Source organism: Pseudomonas sp. 1152_12, assembly GCF_052850675.1.
On the sequence record NZ_VXCW01000008.1, the window covers coordinates 183,267 to 208,852 of the forward strand.

The 25,586-nt window shown below is 59.8% G+C and carries 20 protein-coding genes; 13 read left to right on the top strand and 7 right to left on the bottom strand.

The window, feature by feature from the left end:
* The first annotated feature begins 52 nt into the window (after nucleotides 1–52).
* The 3 genes from FW764_RS17050 to FW764_RS17060 are packed head-to-tail and all read left to right on the top strand — an operon-like array spanning nucleotide 53 to nucleotide 3,743.
* Complete coding sequence (locus FW764_RS17050) at nucleotides 53–577, top strand: (2Fe-2S)-binding protein (protein ID WP_446434882.1); 525 nt, start codon at nucleotides 53–55, stop codon at nucleotides 575–577.
* Entirely contained in the window at nucleotides 574–1,563 is a 990-nt protein-coding gene (locus FW764_RS17055; protein WP_446434883.1) for an FAD binding domain-containing protein, read from the top strand. Before FW764_RS17050 ends, FW764_RS17055 begins: the two co-directional genes overlap by 4 nt.
* Complete coding sequence (locus tag FW764_RS17060) at nucleotides 1,560–3,743, top strand: xanthine dehydrogenase family protein molybdopterin-binding subunit (RefSeq protein WP_446434884.1); 2,184 nt, start codon at nucleotides 1,560–1,562, stop codon at nucleotides 3,741–3,743. The genes FW764_RS17055 and FW764_RS17060 overlap by 4 nt, the downstream gene beginning before the upstream one ends.
* Before the next feature lie 155 nt (nucleotides 3,744–3,898).
* Here the strand turns inward: FW764_RS17060 and FW764_RS17065 are convergent, their stop codons facing one another.
* Nucleotides 3,899–5,137, bottom strand: a complete 1,239-nt coding sequence (locus tag FW764_RS17065; protein ID WP_446434885.1) for an MFS transporter — start codon at nucleotides 5,135–5,137, stop codon at nucleotides 3,899–3,901.
* Between the two features lie 329 nt (nucleotides 5,138–5,466).
* Between FW764_RS17065 and FW764_RS17070 the strand changes: the two genes are divergently transcribed.
* The 3 genes from FW764_RS17070 to FW764_RS17080 are packed head-to-tail and all read left to right on the top strand — an operon-like array spanning nucleotide 5,467 to nucleotide 8,095.
* The gene (locus FW764_RS17070; RefSeq protein WP_446434886.1) at nucleotides 5,467–6,906 is read left to right on the top strand and encodes a cytochrome ubiquinol oxidase subunit I; all 1,440 of its coding nucleotides are present in this window, start codon (nucleotides 5,467–5,469) and stop codon (nucleotides 6,904–6,906) included.
* A 1-nt stretch (nucleotide 6,907) separates the two neighbouring features.
* The gene (gene cydB, locus FW764_RS17075; RefSeq protein WP_446434887.1) at nucleotides 6,908–7,915 is read left to right on the top strand and encodes a cytochrome d ubiquinol oxidase subunit II; all 1,008 of its coding nucleotides are present in this window, start codon (nucleotides 6,908–6,910) and stop codon (nucleotides 7,913–7,915) included.
* A gap of 12 nt (nucleotides 7,916–7,927) precedes the next feature.
* Complete coding sequence (locus FW764_RS17080) at nucleotides 7,928–8,095, top strand: DUF2474 domain-containing protein (RefSeq protein ID WP_071489954.1); 168 nt, start codon at nucleotides 7,928–7,930, stop codon at nucleotides 8,093–8,095.
* A gap of 65 nt (nucleotides 8,096–8,160) precedes the next feature.
* Here FW764_RS17080 and FW764_RS17085 read toward each other — a convergent pair whose 3' ends face one another.
* Both FW764_RS17085 and FW764_RS17090 read right to left on the bottom strand, forming a co-directional pair.
* A complete protein-coding gene (locus FW764_RS17085) occupies nucleotides 8,161–9,285 on the bottom strand; it encodes a methyltransferase (RefSeq protein WP_446434888.1) in 1,125 nt (374 codons plus the stop codon).
* Between the two features lie 167 nt (nucleotides 9,286–9,452).
* On the bottom strand, nucleotides 9,453–10,163 hold the full coding sequence (locus tag FW764_RS17090) for a helix-turn-helix transcriptional regulator (RefSeq protein ID WP_446434889.1): 711 nt from the start codon (nucleotides 10,161–10,163) through the stop codon (nucleotides 9,453–9,455).
* Nucleotides 10,164–10,621: 458 nt separating this feature from the next.
* Between FW764_RS17090 and FW764_RS17095 the strand changes: the two genes are divergently transcribed.
* A complete protein-coding gene (locus FW764_RS17095; RefSeq protein ID WP_446434890.1) occupies nucleotides 10,622–11,398 on the top strand; it encodes a ferredoxin--NADP reductase in 777 nt (258 codons plus the stop codon).
* A gap of 48 nt (nucleotides 11,399–11,446) precedes the next feature.
* Here the strand turns inward: FW764_RS17095 and mscL are convergent, their stop codons facing one another.
* Entirely contained in the window at nucleotides 11,447–11,863 is a 417-nt protein-coding gene (gene mscL / locus FW764_RS17100) for a large-conductance mechanosensitive channel protein MscL (protein ID WP_110621846.1), read from the bottom strand.
* A gap of 287 nt (nucleotides 11,864–12,150) precedes the next feature.
* Between mscL and katB the strand changes: the two genes are divergently transcribed.
* Genes katB through radA form a run of 3 tightly spaced genes read left to right on the top strand, consistent with a single transcriptional unit; the run spans nucleotide 12,151 to nucleotide 15,692 of the window.
* Complete coding sequence (katB, locus tag FW764_RS17105) at nucleotides 12,151–13,692, top strand: catalase KatB (protein WP_446434891.1); 1,542 nt, start codon at nucleotides 12,151–12,153, stop codon at nucleotides 13,690–13,692.
* A gap of 57 nt (nucleotides 13,693–13,749) precedes the next feature.
* Complete coding sequence (locus FW764_RS17110) at nucleotides 13,750–14,289, top strand: ankyrin repeat domain-containing protein (RefSeq protein WP_446434892.1); 540 nt, start codon at nucleotides 13,750–13,752, stop codon at nucleotides 14,287–14,289.
* Nucleotides 14,290–14,324: 35 nt separating this feature from the next.
* The gene (gene radA, locus FW764_RS17115) at nucleotides 14,325–15,692 is read left to right on the top strand and encodes a DNA repair protein RadA (RefSeq protein ID WP_017139308.1); all 1,368 of its coding nucleotides are present in this window, start codon (nucleotides 14,325–14,327) and stop codon (nucleotides 15,690–15,692) included.
* A gap of 68 nt (nucleotides 15,693–15,760) precedes the next feature.
* On the opposite strand, the gene FW764_RS17120 is transcribed toward radA, so the two are convergent.
* On the bottom strand, nucleotides 15,761–16,129 hold the full coding sequence (locus FW764_RS17120; protein ID WP_446434893.1) for a PilZ domain-containing protein: 369 nt from the start codon (nucleotides 16,127–16,129) through the stop codon (nucleotides 15,761–15,763).
* 174 nt (nucleotides 16,130–16,303) lie between these two features.
* Between FW764_RS17120 and FW764_RS17125 the strand changes: the two genes are divergently transcribed.
* From FW764_RS17125 to yjiA, 3 genes are all read left to right on the top strand, one after another.
* Complete coding sequence (locus FW764_RS17125; RefSeq protein WP_083356679.1) at nucleotides 16,304–18,370, top strand: carbon starvation CstA family protein; 2,067 nt, start codon at nucleotides 16,304–16,306, stop codon at nucleotides 18,368–18,370.
* 15 nt (nucleotides 18,371–18,385) lie between these two features.
* Nucleotides 18,386–18,583 (top strand): YbdD/YjiX family protein, encoded by a 198-nt coding sequence (locus tag FW764_RS17130; RefSeq protein WP_003176208.1) that lies wholly within the window; start codon nucleotides 18,386–18,388, stop codon nucleotides 18,581–18,583.
* A gap of 130 nt (nucleotides 18,584–18,713) precedes the next feature.
* The gene (yjiA, locus tag FW764_RS17135) at nucleotides 18,714–19,721 is read left to right on the top strand and encodes a GTPase (protein ID WP_446434894.1); all 1,008 of its coding nucleotides are present in this window, start codon (nucleotides 18,714–18,716) and stop codon (nucleotides 19,719–19,721) included.
* A 74-nt stretch (nucleotides 19,722–19,795) separates the two neighbouring features.
* On the opposite strand, the gene glyA is transcribed toward yjiA, so the two are convergent.
* Both glyA and FW764_RS17145 read right to left on the bottom strand, forming a co-directional pair.
* Nucleotides 19,796–21,049, bottom strand: a complete 1,254-nt coding sequence (gene glyA, locus FW764_RS17140; RefSeq protein ID WP_064454215.1) for a serine hydroxymethyltransferase — start codon at nucleotides 21,047–21,049, stop codon at nucleotides 19,796–19,798.
* A gap of 240 nt (nucleotides 21,050–21,289) precedes the next feature.
* The gene (locus FW764_RS17145) at nucleotides 21,290–25,141 is read right to left on the bottom strand and encodes a sensor domain-containing protein (protein WP_446434895.1); all 3,852 of its coding nucleotides are present in this window, start codon (nucleotides 25,139–25,141) and stop codon (nucleotides 21,290–21,292) included.
* Between the last annotated feature and the right edge of the window lie 445 nt (nucleotides 25,142–25,586).

Genomic DNA, 25,586 nt, shown 5'->3' on the forward strand with positions numbered 1-25,586 from the left:
AGACGGCGACTTTCCTGAACGCCGCGGATGGATACCAACCCGTGAGGTGTTTATGAGCGCAACCCCCAATGGCGCGGCGGCTAAGCCGTTCGCCAGTCACCCGATACGCTTGACCCTGAATGGCCAAGACCGCCAACTGGAGGTGTTGCCCTGGACCACCTTGCTCGACCTTCTGCGCGAACAACTCGACCTGGTCGGCAGCAAAAAAGGCTGCGACCACGGCCAATGCGGCGCCTGCACCGTATTGCGCGATGGCAAGCGCGTGAACGCCTGCCTGACCCTGGCGGTGATGTGCGACGGCGCCGAACTGACCACCATTGAAGGCTTGGCCGACGGCGACATGTTGCACCCGATGCAGCAGGCCTTCATCAAGCATGACGCCTTCCAGTGCGGGTACTGCACCCCCGGCCAGATCTGCTCCGCAGTCGGCTTAGCTAATGAGGGTCGCGCTCACGACGCCGCACAAATCCAAGAGTTGATGAGCGGCAACCTGTGCCGCTGCGGCGCCTATACCAACATCCGTGATGCCATCGAAGAGGCCTTGCCGGCCTGTCGTGCCCAGGGAGGTGAACAATGAACCCCTTCCAATACAGCAAGCCGGCTGATGTACACGAGGCTGTGCACCTGAGCAGCGCCGCGTCGTGCTTTATCGCCGGTGGCACCAACCTGCTGGACCTGATGAAAGAGAACATCAGCCGCCCGGAACGCCTGATCGATATCACCGGTCTGCCGTTGCATGAGATTGAAGAAACTGCCGAGGGCGGCCTACGCATCGGCGCCTTGGTCAGCAACGCCGACCTGGCCTGGCACCCGTTGATCGAACAGCGTTACCCGTTATTGTCCCAGGCAATCCTGGCCGGCGCCTCGCCGCAACTGCGCAACATGGCCAGTACTGGCGGCAACTTGTTGCAGCGCACCCGTTGCTACTACTTCTATGACGCCAGCGTGCCCTGCAACAAGCGCGAACCCGGCAGCGGCTGCCCGGCGCGCACCGGCTTGAACCGCATTCACGCGATCCTCGGCGCCAGCGAACACTGCGTCGCTACGCATCCCTCGGACATGTGCGTGGCACTGGCGGCGCTGGAGGCGCGGGTACACGTAGAAGGTCGGGGTGGCGCGCGGGTCATTGAATTTGCTGATTTCCATCGACTGCCCGGCGATACGCCGCAGCGCGACAACCTGCTGGCTGATGATGAGTTGATCACCGCCATCGAACTGCCCGCCGATCAGTTGGCCAGTCACAGCCATTACCTGAAAATCCGCGACCGTGCCTCTTACGCTTTCGCCTTGGTCTCCGTCGCCGCCGCCCTCGAACTGAACGGCGACCAAATCATCGACGCCCGCCTGGCCCTGGGCGGCGTGGCGCACAAACCTTGGCGTGACCGTGCAGTGGAAGCCTCACTGATTGGCCAGACGGTGAGCCGCGAAACGTTCAGCAACGCTGCCGACGCCTTGCTGCAAGACGCCGAGTCGCTGGAACACAACGGCTTCAAGATCAAGCTGGCGCGCCGCGGGATTATCCGCGCCCTGAGCGATGCCGCGACTGCTGGAGAGCGCCCATGACCGCTATCGGCAAACCCATGGACCGCGTCGACGGCCTGCTCAAAGTGACTGGACAGGCGCGTTATGCCGGTGAGTTTCCAGGCGAAGACTTGCTGCATGGCAGCGTGGTCTCCAGCACCATCGCCAGGGGCCGGGTGGTCAAGATCGATACCTCCAAAGCGCTGGCACTGCCGGGCGTGGTCATGGTGCTTGATCATCTCAACCGGCCCACACTCGCCAGCTACGATGACGCTTTCGCTGACGCCGATGCGGCGGATGGCGCGCCGTTCCGCCCGCTGTATAACGACCGCGTCCTTTATAGCGGCCAACCCTTGGCCCTGGTGATCGCCGATAATCTGGAACTGGCGCGGCATGCTGGCTCTCTGGTCGAGATCGAGTACGCAAGCGACGCCTTTGAAACCGACTTGGTGGCCATGCAGGAGCAGGCGTATCCATCGCCGCAAACACCCCCCAAGCCACGCGGTAACTTCCAGGGCGAGTGGGCCGCTGCCGCCGTCAGCCTCGACGCTCACTACAGCACGCCGATCGAACACCATAACCCGATGGAGCCCCACGCCAGCACCGTGCTGTATCAGCCGGACGGCACCCTGCACATCCACGACAAGACCCAAGGCCCGCAGAACTGCCAGGCCTATGTGCAGAACGTCTTCGGTCTGGATAAAAGTCAGGTGCGGATTTTTGCCGCGTTCGTCGGTGGCGCCTTCGGCTCGGGCCTGCGCCCGCAGTATCAATTGCCCCTGGCAGTGATGGCCGCGCTGGCGCTCAAGCGTTCGGTGCGCGTGACCCTGACGCGCCAACAGATGTTCACCTTCGGCTACCGCCCGCGTACCTTGCAGCGCTTGCAGATGGGCGCCGCCGCCAACGGTCGCCTGCTGGCATTGGGGCACACCGCAATTGGCCAGACCTCACGCTTCGAAGATTTCAGTGAGCACGTGGTGGAATGGAGCGGCATGCTCTATCACTGCGACAACGTGCAGTTGACCTACAACTTGGTGCCGCTGGATGTATTTACGCCGCTGGACATGCGCGCACCGGGTGCGGCGCTCGGTGTCATTGGCCTGGAGTGCGCCATGGATGAACTGGCCTGTGCCCTCGGCATGGACCCGGTGCAATTGCGTCTGATCAACTACGCCGAGCGTAACCAGAACGAAGACAAACCCTGGTCGAGCAAAGCCCTGCGCGAGTGTTACAGCGAAGGCGCCGAACGTTTCGGCTGGGGCCAGCGCAACCCGGAGCCACGCAGCATGCGTGACGGCAACCAGTTGATCGGCTGGGGCATGGCCGGTGGCGTGTGGGAGGCGTTACAGATGAAGGCCAGCGCCAAGGCGCAGATCGACGCCGAGGGCAAATTGACGGTGAGCAGCGCCACCACCGACATCGGCACCGGCACTTACACGGTAATGACCCAGATTGCCGCCCAAGCCAGCGGCGTGCCGATGGCCGATATCAGCTTTTTGCTCGGTGACTCGTCATTGCCCACGGCGCCGTTGCAGGGAGGATCGTTTACCGTGTCGTCGGTCGGCACCGCCGTGCAGCAGGCGTGCGAGGCACTGAATGCCAAGCTGCTGAAAGTCGCCCGGCAGACTTATCCGGTATTCAAGGACGCTGAAGCGGTGCGCTTTGAAGACGGCCAACTGCATAGCGGTGACGTGTGTGTATCGCTGGCGCAACTGGTTAAAGACAGCGGCCAAGACACCTTGCAAGTGCAGGTTGACAGCGAGCCGGACAAGCAGCGCGAGGGTTACGCCTCGGCGACGCACTCGGCGGTGTTTGTGGAAGTTCGTGTTGACGAGGACCTAGGCACCATCAAGGTCAGCCGGGTGGTCAGCGCGATTGCGGCCGGGCGCGTAGTCAATCCTAAGATGGCCCGTAGCCAGATTCTCGGCGGCGTGGTGTGGGGCATTGGCATGGCGCTGCATGAAGAAACCCAGATCGACCATCAACTGGGGCGCTACATGAACCACAGCCTGGCTGAGTACCACATCCCGGTAAATGCCGACATCGGCGACATTGAGGTGATTTTTGTCGAAGAACATGACGCGATCGTCAACGCCTTGGGTTCCAAGGGCGTAGGCGAGATTGGCATTGTCGGCGTGGCGGCGGCGGTGGCGAACGCGATCTATCACGCCACCGGCAAGCGGGTACGCGACTTTCCCATCACCCTGGATAAGGTGCTGTAGCGCAAACCTTAAAAGCGATGGTTAACCCATGTGGGAGCCGGGCTTGCCCGCGATAGCGGTGTGTCAGCCATCAATCCGGTGCTGACCCCACCGCTATCGCAGGCTAACCAGCTCCCATATTTATTGTATTCCAACATTGGGCTAGGTGGCGGAGCTTAGGCTTTGGCCTCTTCCACCGGCACATGCATGCGGTCGCGGTTGGCCAGGGTAGGGAACAGTTTTATCCACACCCCCGTCACCAGCAGCGTGCCGATCCCGCCCATGACCACGGCGGGCACGGTGCCGAACCAGTGGGCAGTGATGCCCGATTCGAACTCGCCTAACTGATTGGAGGCGCCGATAAACAGGCCGTTGACCGCACTCACCCGGCCACGCATTTCATCCGGGGTTTCCAACTGCACGAACGACGCACGGATCACCATGCTGATCATGTCCGCCGCACCCAGCACTACCAGCACCGCCAGCGAGAACCAGAACGATGTCGACAGGCCGAAGGCGATGGTCGCCACGCCGAACACCCCGACGGCCGTGAACATCACGCGGCCGACCTTGCGGTCCACAGAGAACCGTGCCAGCCACAACGACATCAACAAAGCGCCTACCGCCGGCGCCGAGCGTAGCAGGCCCAGGCCCCAGGCGCCGGTCAGCAAAATGTCTTTGGCGAATACCGGCAGTAACGCGGTAGCACCGCCCAGCAGCACGGCGAACAGGTCCAGGGAGATCGCGCCGAGGATGTCCGGGCGGCTGCGGATAAAGCGAATCCCGGCCAGCAGCGAATCCATAGTTGCCTTGGCTTTGTTCAGCGGGGTCTGGCGGGCGGGCAGATTAAGGGTCAGCACGCAGGCGATCAGGTACAGCGCCACTGTTGGGCCATACACCCACACGCTGCCCAATGCATACAGCAAGCCACCTAGTGCCGGTGCGACGATGGTCGCCAGTTGTTGCGCCGACTGCGAGGAGGCCACAGCCCTTGGGAACAGCGCGCTGGGCACGATGCTCGGCAGCAGCGCCTGAGTGGTGGGCATTTCAAACGAGCGCGCGGCACCCAGCAGGAAGGCGAGGATAAAGATCATCTCGCGGGTCACGTTGCCGCTCAGACCGCCGACGGCCAGGGACAGGGCAATCAGTGCCTGCACGGTCTGGCAGATGGCGGCGACCTTGCGCCGCTCATAGCGGTCGGCCACATGCCCGGTGTGCAGCATGAACAGCACGCGCGGTATGAATTCCACCAGACCGACCAAGCCCAGGTCCAGCACATTACCTGTCAGTTGGTAGAGGTTCCAGCCGATCGCCACGGTGAGCATCTGGAAGCCGCTGGCAGTAAAGATCCGCGCCAGCCAGAACGCGATGAAAGGGCGGTGGTGACGTAACAGCAACGTAGGCTCACTGGGCATCGGCAATGGAGATCAGGTGCGGAGGGAATGGCGAGATTAGCATCAAGCTGTAACAAATAGTTGCAAGGGTTTGCTGGGGGCCTGGCTGAGGCAAGCTGTCACGCGTCAAAAGACCACGCCTTCCTACAGCCAAAATAGGACTACTCTTCCTGCAATGCTTGATCCAGATCAAAACCAGCCCCGGGATTGTTCTGGCGGCCGAAAGGCCGGATTCCCTACGTGTTTGGTTAAAAAAGAAACGAATTGAAATTCGCCACACTCCATATACGTGGGGGCAGTGGGTGCAGGCTCCCAGCCAGCAGCCGGTATTACCTGACAGAGGAAGACTTATGTTCGGTTTGGAGGCGCTAGATCTCGCCCGAATTCAATTCGCGTTCACCATCTCATTCCACATCCTGTTCCCGGCGATCACCATCGGCCTGGCCAGTTACCTTGCTGTGCTGGAAGGCCTGTGGCTGAAGACCCACAACGACACCTACCGTGATCTCTACCACTTCTGGTCGAAGATATTTGCCGTCAACTTCGGTATGGGCGTGGTTTCGGGCTTGGTCATGGCCTACCAGTTCGGCACCAACTGGAGTCGTTTCTCGGACTTCGCCGGCGCCGTTACCGGGCCGTTGCTGACGTACGAAGTGCTCACGGCCTTCTTCCTCGAGGCAGGTTTCCTCGGGGTAATGCTGTTCGGCTGGAACAAGGTGGGGCGCAAGCTGCACTTTTTCTCCACCGTGATGGTCGCTGTCGGTACGTTGATCTCGACTTTCTGGATTCTGTCGTCCAACAGCTGGATGCAGACGCCCCAGGGCTTTGAAATCGTTGACGGCCGGGTGATACCGACGGATTGGTTTGCCGTGGTCTTCAACCCGTCATTCCCGTATCGGCTGGCGCACATGGCCACGGCGGCATTCGTGGCCACCGCGTTCTTCGTCGGTTCCTCGGCGGCCTGGCACTTGTTGCGCGGCAAGGACAACCCAGCGATCCGCACCATGTTGTCGATGGCGATGTGGATGGCCCTGATCGTGGCGCCTATCCAAGCGGTGATCGGTGACTTCCACGGCCTGAACACGCTCAAGCACCAGCCGGCGAAAATCGCCGCGATTGAAGGTCACTGGGAAAATATCGGCAACGAACCGACGCCGCTGATCCTGTTCGGCTGGCCCGACATGAAAGCCGAAAAAACCAAATACGCGGTCGAGATCCCGTACCTCGGCAGCCTGATCCTCACTCACTCTCTGGATAAACAGGTGCCGGCGCTCAAGGAGTTTCCGCCTGAAGACCGCCCCAACTCGACCATTGTGTTCTGGTCGTTCCGGGTCATGGTCGGCCTGGGTTTCCTGATGATCTTCACCGGCATTTTCAGCCTGTGGCTGCGCCGCGGCGACAAGATGTACACGTCCAGGCCGTTCCTGTACCTGGCGCTGTGGATGGGGCCGTCCGGCCTTATCGCGATTCTCGCCGGTTGGTTCACCACCGAAATCGGCCGTCAGCCGTGGGTGGTCTATGGGCTGATGCGCACGGCGGATGCTTCGTCCGGGCATAGCTTGGCGCAGATGACGATCACGCTGGTGTTGTTTGTGGTGGTGTACTTCGCGCTGTTTGGCGCAGGGCTGGGCTACATGATGCGCCTGGTGCGCAAAGGGCCGCAGACTCACGAAGGCAGCGAGCCGACCCACGGTGGGCCTGGTCAGAAACGCACACCGGCGCGTCCGTTGTCCGCCGCCGATGACGGCAGCGATGACGACCACACCCACATCCAGCACAAGGGGAATTGAGATGGGTATTGATCTTCCGCTGATCTGGGCTGTGATCATCATCTTCGGCATCATGATGTACGTGGTCATGGACGGCTTTGACCTGGGTATCGGCATTCTCTTTCCGTTTATTCCGGGCAAAGTCGACCGTGACGTGATGATGAACACTGTCGCCCCGGTCTGGGACGGCAACGAAACTTGGCTGGTACTGGGTGGCGCGGCGTTGTTCGGCGCGTTCCCGCTGGCCTATTCGGTGGTGTTGTCGGCGTTGTACCTGCCGCTCATCCTGATGCTGGTCGGGCTGATCTTTCGTGGCGTGGCCTTCGAGTTTCGCTTCAAAGCCAAGGACGAAAAGCGTCACCTTTGGGACAAGGCGTTTATCGGCGGCTCTGTCGCGGCGACGTTCTTCCAGGGCGTGGCGCTGGGGGCGTTTATCGACGGCATTCCGGTGGTCAACCGCCAGTTTGCCGGTGGCTCGCTCGACTGGGCCACGCCGTTCACGATGTTCTGCGGCGTGGCGTTGGTCATCGCCTATGCCTTGCTCGGCTGCACGTGGCTGATCATGAAGACCGAAGGCAAGTTGCAGGAGCAGATGCACAACCTGGCGCGGCCTTTGGCCTTCGTGGTGTTGGCGGTGATCGGTATCGTCAGCCTGTGGACGCCGCTGGCGCACCCGGAAATCGCTTCGCGCTGGTTCACCCTGCCCAACCTGTTCTGGTTCCTGCCGGTGCCGATTCTGGTGCTGGTGACCATGTACGGTTTGATCCGCGCGGTGGCACGTAATGCGCACTACACGCCGTTCCTGTTGACGCTGGTGCTGATCTTCCTCGGCTACAGCGGCCTAGGCATCAGTCTGTGGCCGAACATCATCCCGCCGTCGGTTTCCATCTGGGACGCCGCAGCGCCGCCGCAAAGCCAGGGCTTCATGCTGGTCGGGACGTTGTTCATTATCCCGTTCATCCTGGGCTACACCTTCTGGAGCTACTACGTGTTCCGCGGCAAGGTCACCCACGAAGACGGTTATCACTAGGAGGGTTGTTGTATGTCCGGCAAACCGTCGTTGCATGAGATTGAACAGGCCGAGAAACAGCCGTTGTGGCGCCGCCTTGGGTGGCTGGCGATGATCTGGACCGGCAGCGTGCTGGCCCTGTTCGTCGTAGCCAGCTTGATGCGCATGTTTATGAGTGCGGCCGGCCTGACCACCCACTGACATCCCAATCCGGGCCTCGCGGCCCGGCTTTCCAGCCCTGTCACTCGTAAGAGCGGCAGGGTTTTTTATTTTCGCGCTTTGAGTATCACGAATTTCGGCGTGGTAGCGACTTGCTCGACACCCCGGAATAACCGCGCCAGCTTGGTGTGATAACCCAAGTGACGGTTGCCGACTATATAAAGGGCGCCGCCAACCACCAGCGCTTCGCGCGCCTGTTGGAACATGCGCCAGGCTAGGAAGTCGCCGACCACCTGTTGCTGGTGGAATGGCGGGTTGCACAGCACCACGTCCAACGAGTGTGCTTCTTGCCCAGCCAGGCCATCGTCGGCGCGTACGGTCACTTCGCGCCCGCCGAGCGTGGCTTGCCAGTTTTCAAGCGCCGATTGCACCGCCATGTAGGACTCATCCACCAGTGTGTACTGCGCGTCTGGGTTTTGCATTGCGCTGGCGATCGCCAGTACACCGTTACCGCAGCCCAAGTCCGCCACGCGGGCGCTGCCCAGGTTTTTCGGCAAGTGCGGGAGGAAGGCGCGGGTGCCAATGTCCAGGCCTTCGCGGCAGAACACGTTGGCGTGGTTGAGCAATTCGATGCTCGGCGTGTCCAGGGTGTAACGGGTGGGGTAGGGCGATACGGCGGTTGGGCGAGTCGCTACGGTCGCGATCAGCAGGCGGGCTTTTTTTACCGCGAGAGACGCGTGCATCGGCCCGATGTAACGCTCCAGCAACTCGCCTGCCGCCCGTGGCAGATGCTTGACCATCGCGCCGGCGATCACTTCGGCGCCCGGTGCCAATTGCCCTTGCAGACGTATCAACTGCTCTTCCAGCAGCGCCAGGGTTTTGGGTACGCGGATCAGTACGCGGTCAAACGGGCCCACCGGCACCTGGCTGGCAGGTACAAACGCTAGTGCATCAAACGCCTTGCCGTTGCGTACCAGGTTTTTCTCCAGGCCAAGGGCTGCGAGAAACGAATCGCCACTGGAGGTGAGTTGCACCTGGCCTTCGAGGCTGGCCGCCAGCGCGCCAAAGCTGTCATTGAGCACCAGTACGCGGGTAGAGGTGGTGGGTTGTTGGCTGGCCAAATGGCTGAGCAGGTACTCGTCGGCGGCATCGAAAGCCTGCAGCGGGTCGTTGTGTTGCTCTGGCTGGCGGATAAGATCGAGTTGGGCGAAGGGGCTGTCAAGCAGGGGCATGGCGGGGCAGGCTCTGGGTCATCGATGGGTGTTGCACGGGTGCTGGCAACCGGCGCAACCATCTGAGCGAACTGCGAGGCACTCCCTGTGGGGCGCATCAACACTCAGAATCGGGCGTAAATGTTACTTTTTTTTAGGTGGGATTACATGCAGTGATTCGAGGCTAGCTAAAACAACCCCGCTTTCGAGGCACAGAGCACGGCAGCGATCTTGTTATTGACCCCCAGCTTCTTGAGGCAACTGCTGATATGGAAGCCCACCGTGCGCTCTGACAGACACAGGATCGTGGCAATGTCCGAGGCAGTCTTGCCCATGGCTGACCATCTGAGGACTTCTGTTTCCCGTGGTGTCAACTTGCAAGGGGGCGCGATGCCCGGCGTGTCGGCATACTTTTGTGCCATCACCGCGTGCATCGCATGACAGAGCCACAGCACTTGGCCGGCTTTCTCGTAAAGCTCTTCAGGGCTGACTTCGCCGGTACGTCGGCCCAGGGTCAACATGCTGAACACCCCTTGGAAGTCATGCACTGCCTGACTCCATCCCAAGTGCACGCCGAACGATCGGGCCAACGCCCATAAGTCCGGAGAGGCGTTGAACGTTTTTTCCTCCCACACAATCGGCAATACACTACGTTTGCAGTGGGCTACTACGGGATCTACGTCAAAGAAATGCGCTTGGTTATAAAGGGCGTTCCATTCATTCGGATAGTTGTTCAGGTTTACGGGCTTTGTTTGGTTAGTTGGTGTTTGGGAACTCATCGTGAAAGAACAGTATTCAAATCCGAGCTGATAGGTGTGGTTGATGACCATTTCGTAAACAGTGGTGATCTTGTTCTCACCTTCCAGTTTGGGGAGCCTTGTGTTGCGCCAGTTAACCATCGGGAACTCTCCATAGGTATTAATGTGACTTGGGGACGTCCTAGCTCCCAATGCTGCACGGGCATGAGTGTAGGACAAGTCCTACATTCTTTGTGTGAAAAAAATTTGCTCGCTATGCGTATTTAATTTTAGCTAATTTGTACAAAGAGTCTCTGTCTGTACATAGGTTGTTCTGGATTGCAGAATGCGATTGTTTTCAATGTCCTATCTGCAATATTAAATTAATGGCGTTTTAAGTGTCTCCCATCATCTAGTGAGGTTAACTAAGGAATGAAATAGCTAAATGATTAGTTCGAGCTAGAGGGAGACTGCAAGGTACAAAGGTTAAAAGTACGTGAAAACCCTAAGCTCACCCCGGCCTGCAAGCGTGTGGCGCAATGCCAATGCCAGTACAAACCAACGGTGTTTCGCCGCGTGACTTTGAGGGACACTAGGGCACCTGTTCAACGGAGCCCCCCATGACGGCCAGTGCTGAGAAATTTACCCGCCAGACCTTGCTCGATGTGCAATCGCTGACCCCTAGCCTGTTTACCCTGCGTACCACTCGGGACCCTGGTTTTCGATTTACCGCAGGCCAGTTCGTGCGCCTGGGCGTGAACAAGCCCGACGGCAGCACCGTATGGCGGGCCTACTCCATCGTGTCTTCGCCGTTTGACGAACACCTCGACTTCTTCTCTATTGTCGTACCGGGTGGCGAATTCACCAGTGAATTGAGCCGCCTGCAGGTGGGCGATACGCTGATGGTGGAGCGCCAAGCCACTGGTTTCCTGACTCTAAACCGGTTTGTGGATGGGCGTGATCTGTGGCTGCTGGGCACGGGGACTGGAGTAGCGCCGTTCCTGTCGATTTTGCAGGACTTCGAGGTGTGGGAAAAATTCGAGCGCATTGTTCTGGTGTACAGCGCACGCGAGGCCAAAGAACTGGCCTATCAGTCGCTGATCAAGGAACTGGGAGAGCGTGAGTATCTGGCCGAATACGCTCACAAACTCATCTATATCCCCACCGTTACACGGGAACAGCACCCCGGCGCGTTGAACGGGCGCATCACCACGTTGATCGAGAATGGTGAGCTGGAGCGCGTTGCTGGCGCTGCGCTGACCCCGGAACACTCCCGCGTACTGATTTGCGGCAACCCACAGATGGTCGATGACACACGCCAATTGCTCAAGCAGCGCGACATGCAGTTGAGCCTGAGCCGGCGCCCTGGCCAGGTGGCAGTGGAAAATTACTGGTAATAAAAAAGGCGCCTGGAATAGGCGCCTGTCTTGCAAAAACCGGAGTGTTCAAAGCGGCTTGTCGTTCTGTGCCTTGAGCAGATCGCGGATCTCGCCCAGCAACACCTCTTCCTTGGTCGGGGTCGGCGGTAAGCTGGGTGCCACAGCTTCTTCGCGCTTCAGGCGGTTGATCGCCTTCACGCCCATGAAGATTGCAAAGGCCACGATCACGAAGTCGATCACGCTCTGGATGAACTTGCCGTAAGCCAGGACAACGGCTGGCACATCACCCTGCGCTGCCTTGAGCGTTATCGCCAGGTCCGCAAAGTCCACACCACCGATCAATAGACCGATAGGCGGCATCACCACGTCGCCTACAAACGAGGAAACAATTTTGCCGAAGGCGGCGCCGATGATGATGCCGACGGCCATATCGACCACATTGCCTTTGACCGCGAAGGCCTTGAACTCACTGATCACGCCCATAGGGTATTCCTTGTTACAGATAAGAAGGGTGGCTGTCAGTGTAAGTCAGTCGTAGAAGGCTTGCGCGACACAACCGTTAACACTGTCAGTTTTTATCGACACATTAAATCGCAAATAGTTTGCACAATGCCACTATTCGCGCGCGGATTACTCGCCATTTCAGTGGGTTACCACACTATTTTCTCAATCGGCCTGGTGGTGTTTTTCTATTTATCTTCTGACTCGCGGGTCACTAGCCTCTGGCAAGCACAACTGAATGTGCACTAAAAAAACCAGAGGAACCCTCGATGAACAATCCAATGCAGCGCGGCCCGGTTATCGCGCGACATGCGCTGATACTGGCGAGCGCCAGCCTGCTTTCGCTGTCCGTACACGCCGCCAACCTGACCCGCGATAACGGCGCCGCCGTTGGCGACAACCAGAACTCGCAAACCGCCGGCGCCAACGGCCCGGTGTTGCTGCAAGACGTGCAACTGATCCAGAAGCTGCAACGTTTCGACCGTGAGCGCATCCCCGAGCGTGTGGTGCACGCCCGTGGCACCGGCGCCCACGGCACCTTTACCGTCACCGACAACCTTAGCGACTTGACCAAGGCCAAGGTTTTCGCCGCTGGCGAGGCCACCCCAGTGTTCGTGCGCTTCTCAGCCGTGGTTCACGGCAACCATTCCCCGGAAACCCTGCGTGACCCACGTGGCTTCGCCACCAAGTTCTATACCGCCGAAGGCAACTGGGACTTGGTCGGCAATAACTTCCCGACGTTCTTTATCCGTGACGCTATTAAGTTTCCGGACATGGTTCATGCGTTCAAGCCCGACCCACGCACCAACTTGGACGACGACTCTCGCCGTTTCGACTTCTTCTCCCATGTTCCAGAGTCCACTCGCACGCTGACCGAGTTGTACTCCGACTCCGGCACGCCGGCCAGTTACCGGGAAATGGACGGCAACGGCGTGCACGCTTACAAGTTGATCAACGCCAAGGGCGACGTGCACTACGTCAAGTTCCACTGGAAGAGCCTGCAAGGCATCAAGAACCTCGACCCCAAGCAAGTCACCGACGTGCAAGGGCGTGACTACAGCCACATGACCAATGACTTGGTTACCCACATCAACAAGGGCGACTTCCCCAAGTGGGACCTGTACGTGCAAGTGCTCAAGCCTGAGGACTTGGCCACGTTCGATTTCGACCCGCTGGACGCCACTAAAATCTGGCCGAACGTACCTGAGCGCAAAGTCGGGCAGATGGTGTTGAACCGTAACCCGGCGAATGTCTTCCAGGAAACCGAGCAAGTGGCCATGGCCCCGGCCAACCTGGTGCCGGGCATTGAACCGTCGGAAGACCGCCTGCTGCAAGGCCGCGTGTTCTCCTACGCCGACACGCAGATGTATCGCCTGGGGCCGAATGCCCTGCAACTGCCGATCAACGCACCGCGCGTCACCGTCAACAACGGTAACCAGGACGGCGCGATGAACGTCGGCAAAACCAGCACCGGTGTGAACTACCAGCCAAGCCGCCTGTTGCCACGCGAAGAGCCGCAAACCGCGCGTTACAGCCAGTCGGCGCTGTCGGGCAGCACCCAGCAAGCGAAGATCCAGCGTGAGCAGAACTTCAAGCAGGCCGGTGATCTGTACCGCTCCTACAACAAGAAAGAACGCCAGGACCTGATCGACAACTTCGGTGGCTCGCTGGCGACGACCGACGATGAGAGCAAGCACATCATCCTGTCGTTCCTCTACAAAGCGGACCCAGAGTACGGCACCGGCGTGACCAAGGTCGCCAAGGGTGATTTGGCTCGCGTGAAAGCGCTGGCAGAAAAACTCACTGACTGACGTTGGTTCCGGTCGGCGCCCTTGCACGGGCGTCGACCCCTGGCAGGAGAACACCCCATGCGTATTTCGGTTGGTTTATTGATGGCGATGCTGGCTTTTGTCGCCCATGCCGAGTCGCCCGACCCGGTCGCGCTCAAGGCGCAGTTGCAGGACTACTATTTCGACGCCGCCCGCCGTGGCGATATCGACATGCTCAACACCTTCATCGACTCCGGCTACAGCCTCAACACCCAGGACGACAAGGGCTACACCGCGCTGATCCTCGCCGCTTATCACGGCCAGGGCTCCTTTGTGGAGCGCTTGCTCAACGCTGGCGCCGACGCCTGTGTGCAGGACAAGCGCGGCAATACTGCGCTGATGGGCGCGATCTTCAAGGGCGAGCTGAAAATCGCCCAGCGTCTGCTCGCCACCGACTGCAACCCCGACCAACGCAATGGCGCCGGGCAGACGGCGGCGATGTACGCCGGGCTGTTCAAGCGCGTCGAACTGCTCGATGAGCTCAAGGCCAAAGGCGCCGACCTCAACGCCGAAGACCCGATCGGCAACAGTGCTTCACGATTAGCCAGTGGTGAAATTCGGACCCCGGCACCGCGCTGAGCTATCATCGCGGTTTTTCAGTTGGAGGTTCTCAAATGGCAAAGGCCAAGCGCATGTACGGCTGCACCGAGTGCGGCGCGACCTTTCCCAAGTGGGCCGGCCAATGCACCGAGTGCGGCGCGTGGAACACCCTGACTGAAACCATGATCGAAAGCGGCGGCGCTGCGGCCCCCACCGGCCGCGCTGGCTGGACTGGGCAACAGGCGCAGATCAAGACCCTGGCCGAAGTCAGCGTCGAAGAAATTCCACGGTTTTCCACCGCGTCCGGTGAGCTGGACCGCGTGCTCGGCGGCGGCTTGGTGGACGGCTCTGTGGTGTTGATCGGCGGCGACCCCGGCATCGGTAAATCGACCATCCTGCTGCAAACCCTGTGCAGCATTGCCAGCCGCATGCCGGCGCTGTACGTCACCGGTGAAGAATCCCAGCAGCAAGTGGCCATGCGCGCCCGTCGCCTGGGTTTGCCCCAGGACCAACTGCGGGTGATGACTGAAACCTGCATCGAAAGCATCATCGCCACTGCGCGGATCGAAAAGCCCAAGGTCATGGTGATCGACTCGATCCAGACGATCTTCACCGAGCAACTGCAATCGGCACCGGGTGGCGTGTCCCAGGTGCGCGAAAGTGCGGCACTGCTGGTGCGGTATGCCAAGCAGAGCGGCACGGCGATCTTCCTGGTCGGCCACGTGACCAAAGAGGGCGCGCTGGCCGGGCCACGAGTGCTGGAGCACATGGTCGACACCGTGCTGTACTTCGAAGGCGAATCCGATGGCCGACTGCGCTTGCTGCGGGCGGTGAAGAACCGCTTCGGCGCGGTCAACGAACTGGGTGTGTTCGCCATGACCGACCGCGGGCTGAAAGAAGTCTCCAACCCGTCCGCGATCTTTCTGACGCGCGCCCAGGAAGAAGTCCCAGGCAGTGTGGTGATGGCCACGTGGGAAGGCACCCGGCCAATGCTGGTGGAAGTGCAGGCACTGGTGGATGACAGCCACTTGGCCAACCCGCGCCGGGTCACTCTCGGCCTGGATCAGAACCGCCTGGCGATGCTGCTTGCGGTGCTGCACCGTCACGGTGGCATTCCTACCCACGACCAGGACGTGTTCCTCAACGTGGTCGGCGGGGTCAAGGTGCTGGAAACCGCGTCGGACCTGGCACTGATGGCGGCGGTGATGTCCAGCCTGCGCAATAAACCGCTGCCACACGATCTGCTGGTGTTTGGTGAGGTGGGCTTGTCGGGTGAAGTGCGACCCGTGCCAAGTGGTCAGGAAAGGCTGAAGGAGGCCGCCAAGCACGGCTTCAAACGTGCGATCGTGCCCAAGGGCAATGCACCGAAGGAAATGCCGGCAGGGTTGAAGGTGATCGGTGTAACCCGACTGGAGCAGGCTTTGGATGCGCTGTTTGAGTAATCAGCACCGCCGCAAGACTCATGTGGGAGCAGGCAAACCGACCCCCACATTTTGATTTGTGTTGGTGGTTAGATTTCCAGCAATGCCGTCAACTCGCGGTGCAATTCTTCCTCGTCGCCCAAATTCAGTTCGATCAGGCGCCTTAGATGGCTGATCGACTCCAAGTCAATATGCTCACACACAAACCCCAATTGCCCATGGTCGTCATGGGCCAGCCTCACTTGCATCCTTATACGCGCCTCTGGGTCCAGGCGGATATCCACGTCGAATGACTCTGCGCGATTGCCCTGCCAGTCATCCGGTCGCTGTACTAACAAGCCTTTCAGCGACAAATCCAGCAATATCACCGGCCAATTCCAGCCGTTTTGCGTAATGTTCGTTCGTGCATCGAAGGCGATACGCCGAAAACGGCGTCGATCAGACGGCTGTTCGCTCATGCTCAAATCCTCTATGGATAGAATGATTGTAGCTGCGAGCGATCAACGGGCTTTTATTTCTGCTTTTTTTACCGTTGCAAGGCTCTAGACCAACGTAGGGGGGTGGCCTTTAAGGCCAGTAGCGCTAAACTCGGACAGGCTGTCCTTTCTGTCCACCCTGGCTGGAATATAAAAATGAAAAATAATAATAGCCTGCTACGCCACTTACCCTGGCTGGTGCTGGCAATCGTAGGTGCGTGCGCCCTAGGCGTAGTGGCCTTGCGCCGCGGCGAGGCGATCAACGCCTTGTGGATTGTGGTCGCTGCTGTGGCCATCTACTTGGTTGCGTACCGTTACTACAGTCTGTTCATCGCTAACAACGTGATGCAACTCGATCCACGGCGGGCCACCCCCGCAGTGCTCAATAATGACGGTCTGGACTATGTGCCGACCAACAAACACATCCTTTTTGGTCACCACTTTGCGGCGATTGCCGGTGCCGGCCCGCTGGTCGGCCCGGTATTGGCGGCGCAAATGGGCTACCTGCCCGGCACCCTGTGGCTGATTGCCGGTGTGGTGCTGGCCGGTGCGGTGCAAGACTTCATGGTCTTGTTCCTGTCCACCCGTCGTAACGGCCGTTCCCTTGGGGACATGGTTCGCGAAGAGATGGGGCGCATCCCCGGCACCATCGCGCTGTTCGGCTGCTTCCTGATCATGATCATCATCCTCGCGGTGCTGGCGCTGATCGTGGTCAAGGCCCTGGCCGAGAGCCCGTGGGGCATTTTCACCGTAATGGCGACTATCCCGATCGCGATGTTCATGGGCGTGTACATGCGCTACATCCGCCCGGGCCGGATTGGGGAAATCTCGGTCATTGGCGTGCTCTTGCTGCTGGGTTCAATCTGGCTGGGCGGGCAGATCGCTGCTGACCCGTTTTGGGCCAAAGCCTTCTCGTTCACTGGAATCCAGATCACCTGGATGCTGATCGGCTACGGTTTCGTCGCCGCGGTACTGCCGGTGTGGCTGATCCTGGCGCCGCGTGACTACCTCTCCACCTTCCTCAAAATCGGCACCATCATCGCCTTGGCGATCGGCATCCTGGTCACCATGCCAGAGTTGAAAATGCCGGCTCTGACCCAATTCATCGACGGCACTGGCCCGGTGTGGAAGGGCGGTTTGTTCCCGTTCCTGTTCATCACCATTGCCTGTGGCGCGGTCTCGGGTTTCCATGCGCTGATTTCCTCGGGCACCACGCCCAAACTGCTGGATAACGAAGTCAACTCGCGTTACATCGGTTACGGCGCGATGCTGATGGAGTCGTTCGTGGCCATCATGGCGATGGTTGCTGCGTCGGTAATCGAGCCAGGTGTGTACTTCGCCATGAACAGCCCGGCCGCTGTGGTTGGCGGTGACGTAATGACCGTGGCGCAAACCGTCAGTAGCTGGGGTTTTGCAATTACTCCGGAAGCGTTGCAAGCCGTGGCCCATGACATCGGCGAAACCACCATCCTGGCACGTGCCGGCGGTGCGCCGACCCTGGCGGTGGGTATCGCGCAGATCCTGCACAGTGTGTTGCCGGGTGAAAACACCATGGCGTTCTGGTACCACTTCGCGATCCTGTTTGAAGCGCTGTTCATCCTGACCGCAGTCGACGCCGGCACCCGTGCCGGGCGCTTCATGTTGCAGGACTTGCTCGGCTCCTTCGTGCCGTCGCTCAAACGTACCGAATCCTGGACCGCCAACCTGATTGCGACCGCAGGTTGTGTGGCGATGTGGGGTTACCTGCTGTACCAAGGCGTGATCGACCCTCTGGGCGGTATCAACACCTTGTGGCCGCTGTTCGGTATCTCCAACCAGATGCTCGCCGGTATCGCGCTGATGCTCGCCACCGTTGTGCTGATCAAAATGAAACGCCAGCGCTACATCTGGGTGACCATGCTGCCAGCGGTTTGGCTGCTGATCTGCACCACCACCGCAGGCTTCATCAAGCTGTTCGACGCGAACCCGGCGATCGGCTTCCTGTCGCTGGCCAAGAAGTACAGCGATGCCCTGGCCAACGGCCAGATCCTCGCGCCGGCCAAGAACATCGACCAGATGCAGCATGTGATCTGGAACGCCTACACCAACGCAACGCTCACGGCGCTGTTCCTGTTCGTGGTGTTCAGCATCCTGTTCTATGCGCTCAAGGTTGGCGTCGCCGCCTGGGGCAACAAAGAACGTACGGATAAAGAAGCCCCGTTTCAGGCTGTTCCGGACGCGTAATCGAGGATTGCAAGCATGTTCAATGACATCAGTCGCCTCGGTAAATACCTCGGTCAGGCCGCACGCCTGATGGTCGGCATGCCCGACTACGATACGTACGTCGAGCATATGCAAACCAAACACCCGGACAAACCGATGATGGACTACAAGGCATTCTTCCGGGAACGCCAGGAAGCCCGTTACGGTGGCAAGGGTGGGCCTAAGTGCTGCTAGCCCGGTATTCGGGCTGGTTGTGAATGACTGGTGGGAGCGGCTTGTGTGAGAGCTGGCTTGCCTGCGATAGCATCACCGCGGTGTAGTTGATACACCGTGGTGTCTGCATCACGGGCAAGCCAGCTCCCACATGGGCCTGCTCCCCCATTTGTTTCTGTGTTTCATCAAGGAGAATATTTTGTCCTCTCCCATCCCCGTCACCATCCTCAGCGGCTTCCTCGGCGCAGGTAAAACCACCTTGCTGCGCCACCTGCTCAAGGTCGAACACGGCCTGAAAATCGCAGTGATCGAAAACGAATTCAGTGATGCCGGTATCGACACCCAATTGCTGGGCGCCGAACCAGTGCAAGTCATGACCCTGTCCAATGGCTGCGTGTGTTGCACCATCCACACCGACCTGACCAAAGCCCTGTACCTGCTGCTGGAACGCTTGGACAGTGGCGAGATCGCCTTCGACCGCCTGGTGATCGAGTGCACCGGCTTGGCCGATCCGGCGCCGGTGGCTCAAACCTTTTTCATCGATGAAGAGCTGCGCGAGCGCTACATCCTCGACGGCATTATCACTTTGGTGGACGCGGCCCACGCCGAACACCACCTGACTCAGACTATCGCCCAGGCCCAGATCGGTTTCGCCGACCGCCTGCTGGTGAGTAAGCGCGACCTGGTGGACGAGGCGACGTTCGACGCCCTCAGCCAGCGTCTGGCCCGCATAAACCGGCGCGCGCCGATTCGTGTGGTTGAGCATGGCGCCATCGACCTGGCTGAACTGCTCGATGTGCGCGGCTTCAACCTCAATGCCGGGATGACGCTGCGCCCGGTGAGTGCCGCGCCGTCCATCGACCGCATTTCCAGCCTGGTGCTGCGCACCGACCAGCCGCTGGATATCGACCGCCTCAGTGAGTTCATGAACGCGTTGCTGGAAGACCACGGCAAGCAACTGCTGCGCTACAAGGGCGTGCTGAACATTGCCGGGGAAGACCGGCGCATGGTGTTCCAAGGCGTGCTCAAGCTCTACGGCTTTGATTGGGATACCGAATGGGCCGAGGGTGAGGCGCGCGAAAGTGTGATTGTGTTTATTGCTGACGAACTGCCAGAAGACAAGATTCGCGAGGGCTTTGCGAAGGTCTACCAATTTTGATTTGAAATGCGATCAGTGATTTCAGGCATAAAAAGCCCGGCTCTAAGCCGGGCTTTTTGTTCAAGCAACTGCAATCAAGCGCCGTATACCGGCAGCTTTTTGCAGATGGCCTTGACCTTCTCACGCACCGCGTCGATCACGGCTTCGTTGTTCAGGTCCGCCAGGATGTCGCAGATCCAGCCAGCCAGTTCCTTGCACTCTGCTTCCTTGAAGCCACGCGTGGTCACAGCCGGAGTACCGAAGCGCAGGCCGGAAGTGACGAACGGCGAACGTGGGTCGTTCGGTACGGAGTTTTTGTTCACGGTGATGAAGGCTTTGCCCAGGGCGGCGTCAGCGTCTTTACCGGAGATGTCCTGCTTGATCAGCGACAGCAGGAACAGGTGGTTTTCAGTACCGCCGGAGACCACGTCGTAGCCGCGTTCGATGAACACACCGGCCATGGCCTTGGCGTTTTTCACGACTTGCTGCTGGTAAGTCTTGAATTCAGGCTGCAGGGCTTCTTTGAAGCAGATCGCTTTAGCCGCGATCACGTGCTCCAGCGGGCCGCCTTGGGCGCCTGGGAATACGGCAGAGTTCAGCTTTTTCTCGATCTCGGCGTTGGCGCGCGCCAGGATCAGGCCGCCACGTGGACCGCGCAGGGTCTTGTGGGTGGTGGTGGTCACGACGTCAGCGAAAGGCACCGGGTTCGGGTAGACGCCAGCGGCGACCAGACCGGCTACGTGAGCCATGTCGACGAACAGGTAAGCGCCGACTTTGTCAGCGATCTCGCGAAAGCGTGGGAAATCCAGGATCTGTGAGTAGGCAGAGAAACCGGCCACGATCATTTTCGGCTTGTGTTCAACCGCCAGGCGCTCGACTTCGTCGTAGTCGATCAGGCCGTTGGCATCGATACCGTATTGAACGGCGTTGTACAGCTTGCCGGAGGAGGAAACGCTGGCACCGTGGGTCAGGTGACCGCCGTGAGCCAGGCTCATGCCCAAGATGGTGTCGCCGCCTTGCAGCAGGGCCAGGTACACGGCGCTGTTGGCTTGGGAGCCGGCGTGTGGCTGGACGTTGGCGTAATCGGCGCCGAACAGTTCCTTGGCACGGTCGATGGCCAGCTGTTCAACCACGTCGACGTACTCGCAACCACCGTAGTAGCGCTTGCCTGGGTAGCCTTCGGCGTACTTGTTGGTCAGAACCGAACCTTGAGCCTCCATGACCGCAGGGCTGGTGTAGTTTTCCGAAGCGATCAGCTCAATGTGCTCTTCCTGGCGCACGGCTTCTTGCTCCATGGCGGCGAAGAGATCGGCGTCGTACTTGGCAATAGTCAAATCACGGCTGAACATGGCGGTCCTCAAGGATCGGGGGCAGAAAAGGAGGGCATTCTAACCCAATGGGTTTTAGATGGCATATGAAAGGACATCATGTCGCGGACAAGTGGGGCTCATCCAGGGATGGGCGGTGTCTGTGCGGCCCTCTTCGCGAGCAAGCCCGCTCCCACACTTGACCGAGTTCCCTCTTTGAAATGCGCTCGAATGTGGGAGCGGGCTTGCTCGCGAAGAGGCCATCCAAAGCGCTGCAAAACCTCAGTCGAACATGAACAGCGCGTCGTTACTGAACTGCGCCTCAAACCGATTCGCCGGCATCGGCCGACCGAACAGATAGCCCTGCACTTCATCGCAACCATGTTCACGCAGGAAATCCAGTTGCTCATGGGTTTCCACACCCTCGGCGATCACCGCCAGGTTGAGGCTGTGGGCCATGGCGATAATCGCCCGGGCAATCTGCGCGTCCTGTTCGCCGGACGGCAGGCCATCGACAAAGGTGCGGTCGATCTTCAACACGTCGATGGGGAATTGCTTGAGGTAGTTCAGCGACGAATAACCCGTGCCGAAATCGTCTACCGCGATGCTCAGGCCGAGGTTTTTCAGGCTGGCGAGGATCTGCATGGCCTCGTTGACCTCACGCATCAGGATACTTTCGGTCAGCTCCAATTCCAGGCACGCCGGCGGCAGGCCGGTGTCCCTGAGGATGGTAGCGATACGCTCGCCCAGTTGGCCATCCGAGAATTGCCGCGCCGAGATGTTCACCGATACTTTCGGCACCCGCACCTTGTTCTGGTGCCAGGTCTTGAGTTGGCGGCAGGCTTCCGCCAACACCCAATCGCCCACGTCCACCACCAGCCCCAACTCTTCCAGCACCGGAATAAAGTCACCCGGCGGCACCAGCCCACGGCGTGGGTGGCGCCAGCGCAGCAGCGCTTCGGCGCCGGTCAAACGTTTGCCATCGCCGCTGAACTGCGGTTGGTAATACAGCACGAATTCGTTCTGCTCCAAGGCGTGGCGCAGGTCGCTTTCCAACTCCAGACGCTCAAGCGCGCTGGCGTTCATATCCGCCTGGTAGAACTGGAAGTTGTTCTTGCCGCGCTCCTTGGCGTGGTACATCGCGGTGTCGGCATTTTTCATCAACTGGCTCAGCTCGTTGCCGTCCTGCGGGCTCAAAGCGATGCCGATACTCGCGGTCACGAAGAATTCGCGGCCTTCGAGGACGAACGGCTTCACCAGGCTCGCCAGAATTTGCTCGGCCACGGTGATTGCGCGGTTCAGCGCCATGTCTCGGCTGGCTCGCGGTTGCAGCAGCAAAGTGAATTCGTCGCCGCCCATGCGTGCCACGGTGTCGTCTTCGGCCACGCAGCCCAGCAGGCGGGTGGCCATTTCCTTGAGCATGCGGTCGCCAGCGGCGTGGCCCAGGGAGTCGTTGATCGGCTTGAAGCGGTCGAGGTCGAGGAACATCAGCACCACCCACGACTTCTGCCGATCCGCCGCCTGCAAGGCGGTGTGCAGGCGATCCTGGAATAGGGTGCGGTTGGGCAGGTGGGTCAGGGCGTCGTAGTAGGCCAGGCGGTGGATGCGCTGTTCGCTGGCCTTGCGCTCGCTGATATCGCTGAAGAAGCACACATAGCTGGCCAGGTCGCCTTCGTCATCGAACACGGCCGTAATGCCGACCCATGCCGGGTAATGTTCGCCATTGCGCCGCTTGAGCCACACTTCACCTTCCCAGGTGCTGTGCTGATGCAGTTGCTTGAGCACATAACGCAGGTGTGCTTCCTGCTGTTCGTCGACGGTGAGCATGTTCGGCAACTGGTCGAGCACATCCGCCACGGCATAACCGCTGACACGGCTGAACGCCTCGTTGGCCTGCACGATGTAGCCCGCCGGGTCGGTGATCAGAATCGCCGAGGTGGAATGTTCGAACACCGTGGCGGCCATGCGCAGGTCTTTCTCGGCGCGGCGTTGCTGGCTGATATCGCGGCCCACACCGAGGATGCCTTCAAATGCGCCGTGCTCGTCCCACACCAGCACCAGGCGCAGCTCAATCGGCACTTTGCGCCCATCGGCGCGCAGGCAGTCGAATAAGAACAACTGGGTTTGCACGTCATCGCGTAGCTTATTCAATGCCGCAAGGTCGCCCAGCGAACGGCTGACCTGTTCCACCAGAGTGTAAATGCCGGTCAATTGTTGCGGGTTGGCAATGATCGACTGCCAGCCATTCTTGAACACCCAATCCACGTCATAACCGAGCACTGCACTGACCGACGGGCTGATGTAGTTGAGGGCCAACTGGCTGTCGGTGGAGCAGATCACGTCGCTGATACTTTCAGCCAGCATGCGGTAGCGCTGCTCGCTGTCACGCAGCGATTCGCTGGCTTCGATCTGGTCGGTGATGTCCTTGGCCACGCCGATGATCCGCGTGACCACTGCTGCCTTGTCGCGTGCCAGTGCTTGCTCGCGGATATCGAAGCGCCGCCATTGGTTATTGCGGTGCCGAAAGCGCAACTGACATTGCAACTGAGTGGTGTAACCGTCATCGCGTTGCTGTTGGCGTAAGTCGTGGTAATACTCGGCGTCTTCTGGGTGCAGCAGGATTTCCCAGAAATACTCGCCCATTTGCTGTAATTCTTCCCTGTTGTAGCCCAGGGTGTGGCCCAAATGGTGGTTGCTGAAGATCATCCGCTGGCTGATCACGTCCTGCACATACAGGTGATCCGGCACGGTGCGCACCACGTCCGACCAGAAGCTTTCGCGCTCCACCAGCGACAGCTCGATCAACTTGCGGCTGGTGATGTCGCTGATGCTTAGGATCACCGCGTTGAAGTCGTCCTGCTGCTCCGGCAGGCGCATCACCAGCCACAGGTATTGGTCATTGCCGGCGACGTCGTTGAGTTGAATTTCCAGCTCCAGCTGTTTTTGCTGGGTCAGGACCGCCTCCAGCACCTGGTAACCGATGGCCGTGGCGTTGCGCGGGCAATCATCGATCAGCCGCTCCCAGGCTTGCTCGCAAGAACTGACGTTCAACAGGCGCACAGCCACCTGGTTGACCTCGGTGATGCGTAACTCCTTGAGCAGTTGCTGGCGCTCTTCAATGTTGTTGTGCAGCCAAGCCTGTAATTGCTCGCGGGTTTGTCCATGGGCTTTGTCGAAGAACGCTTTCAACCCGGACAGATCGAGCACGCACAGCGCCACCCCTGTGCCTTCGAAAATATCTTGATAGCGGCGGCGGCCTTCATGCACCTGGCGCTGGCGGCGGCGCATGTTCAGCAGCACGATCACTGGGATCAGCGAGAAGGCCAGGCCCAGCAGGCATTTGCCGATAAACGCTGGTAGCAACTGTTCCAGTACGGCGCTGCGGTTGAACAGCCCGCGCAACTGCCAGTCGCTTTTGCTCAGGGGCGTGACCAGCACGCTTTTATTCAGCTCGTCCGGCGTCAGCGCAGACGCCCACTGTGCCGGCATGCCGGAATCGCGGCTGACCACGCGGTGGTTCAAGCGATTCTCGATGGCCCACATTGGGCGTTGGCCCTGGCCATCCTGGCGGGTCAGGTTGCTCAGGTAGCTGGGCGCCAGGCGCAGGGCCCAGTACATTTTTGAGCCGCCACTGGGCTGTTGCAGCAACAGATAAATGAGGGTGCCGTCGGCATTGTTACTCAGGTAATAAGGTTGCGAGTGGCTGCGCTGTACCAGCTCTTCAAGCCAGGCGCGGTCCTGGCTGTCTTTGGCGCTGTCACTGATCAATGCGCCGCTTGGCGCCAGCAAGGCGAAACTGCGCAGCTCCGGCAGCGAGCGTTGCAAGGTGCGCATCAGCGCTTGCTGTTGTTCGTCGTTGCGCGGCGGCTCGACCATCGGCAGCAAATTCAGGGCGATTTTTGCACTCAGGGCCATGTTCAGGCTGATCTGTTCAGCCAGGTCGGCGCTGTAGTCGATGGTGTATTGCTGCTGGTCCTTCTGGTTTTGCTGCAATTGGTCCAGCAGTTGCCAGAACAATAACGCGAGCAGCATCAGGACAAGCGTCGCCAATGCGCCTTTGAGGGTGCCGTGCAGGGGCGCTCCCGGCGCTATATGAGCGGCGCGCAGGGGAGTGGGCGGCGTGACTTTGGACAAGCTGTGATCCTGCGGTTTGGCTGGATTGGCGCGCGACGTGCACTATAAGCCGGACGCCCGGAGGGCGGCTAGCATGCCTTGAGTTGTGGCAAAGTGCCAGTCCCGCCTGGCTGGACTGCCCAAGCGCATTCAAGTCGCTTTGCCGGTTACGCGAGGGCGTTCGAGCCCCAGACATTCAGGCTTTTTGCGCACGCAGGCATTGATCACCGTCAACGGCCCGCGCGGCGCATGGCTTGCACGGGCTTGGCCCGCTCAATTGATCAGTCGCTGACGCAAGGTTCACCAAGGCACAATACGCCTGCCTATCCTATAAAGTTTTAGTGACGTCTTGTTTTTGACTGAATGGCCTCACATAGATTGGCTTGTCGGTTGTCGTCATCAGCGCCATGCCTATCCAGCCCCTCGAGAAATATTGCGTGTTGAAGTGACTGAGCCAGGCGTCTTC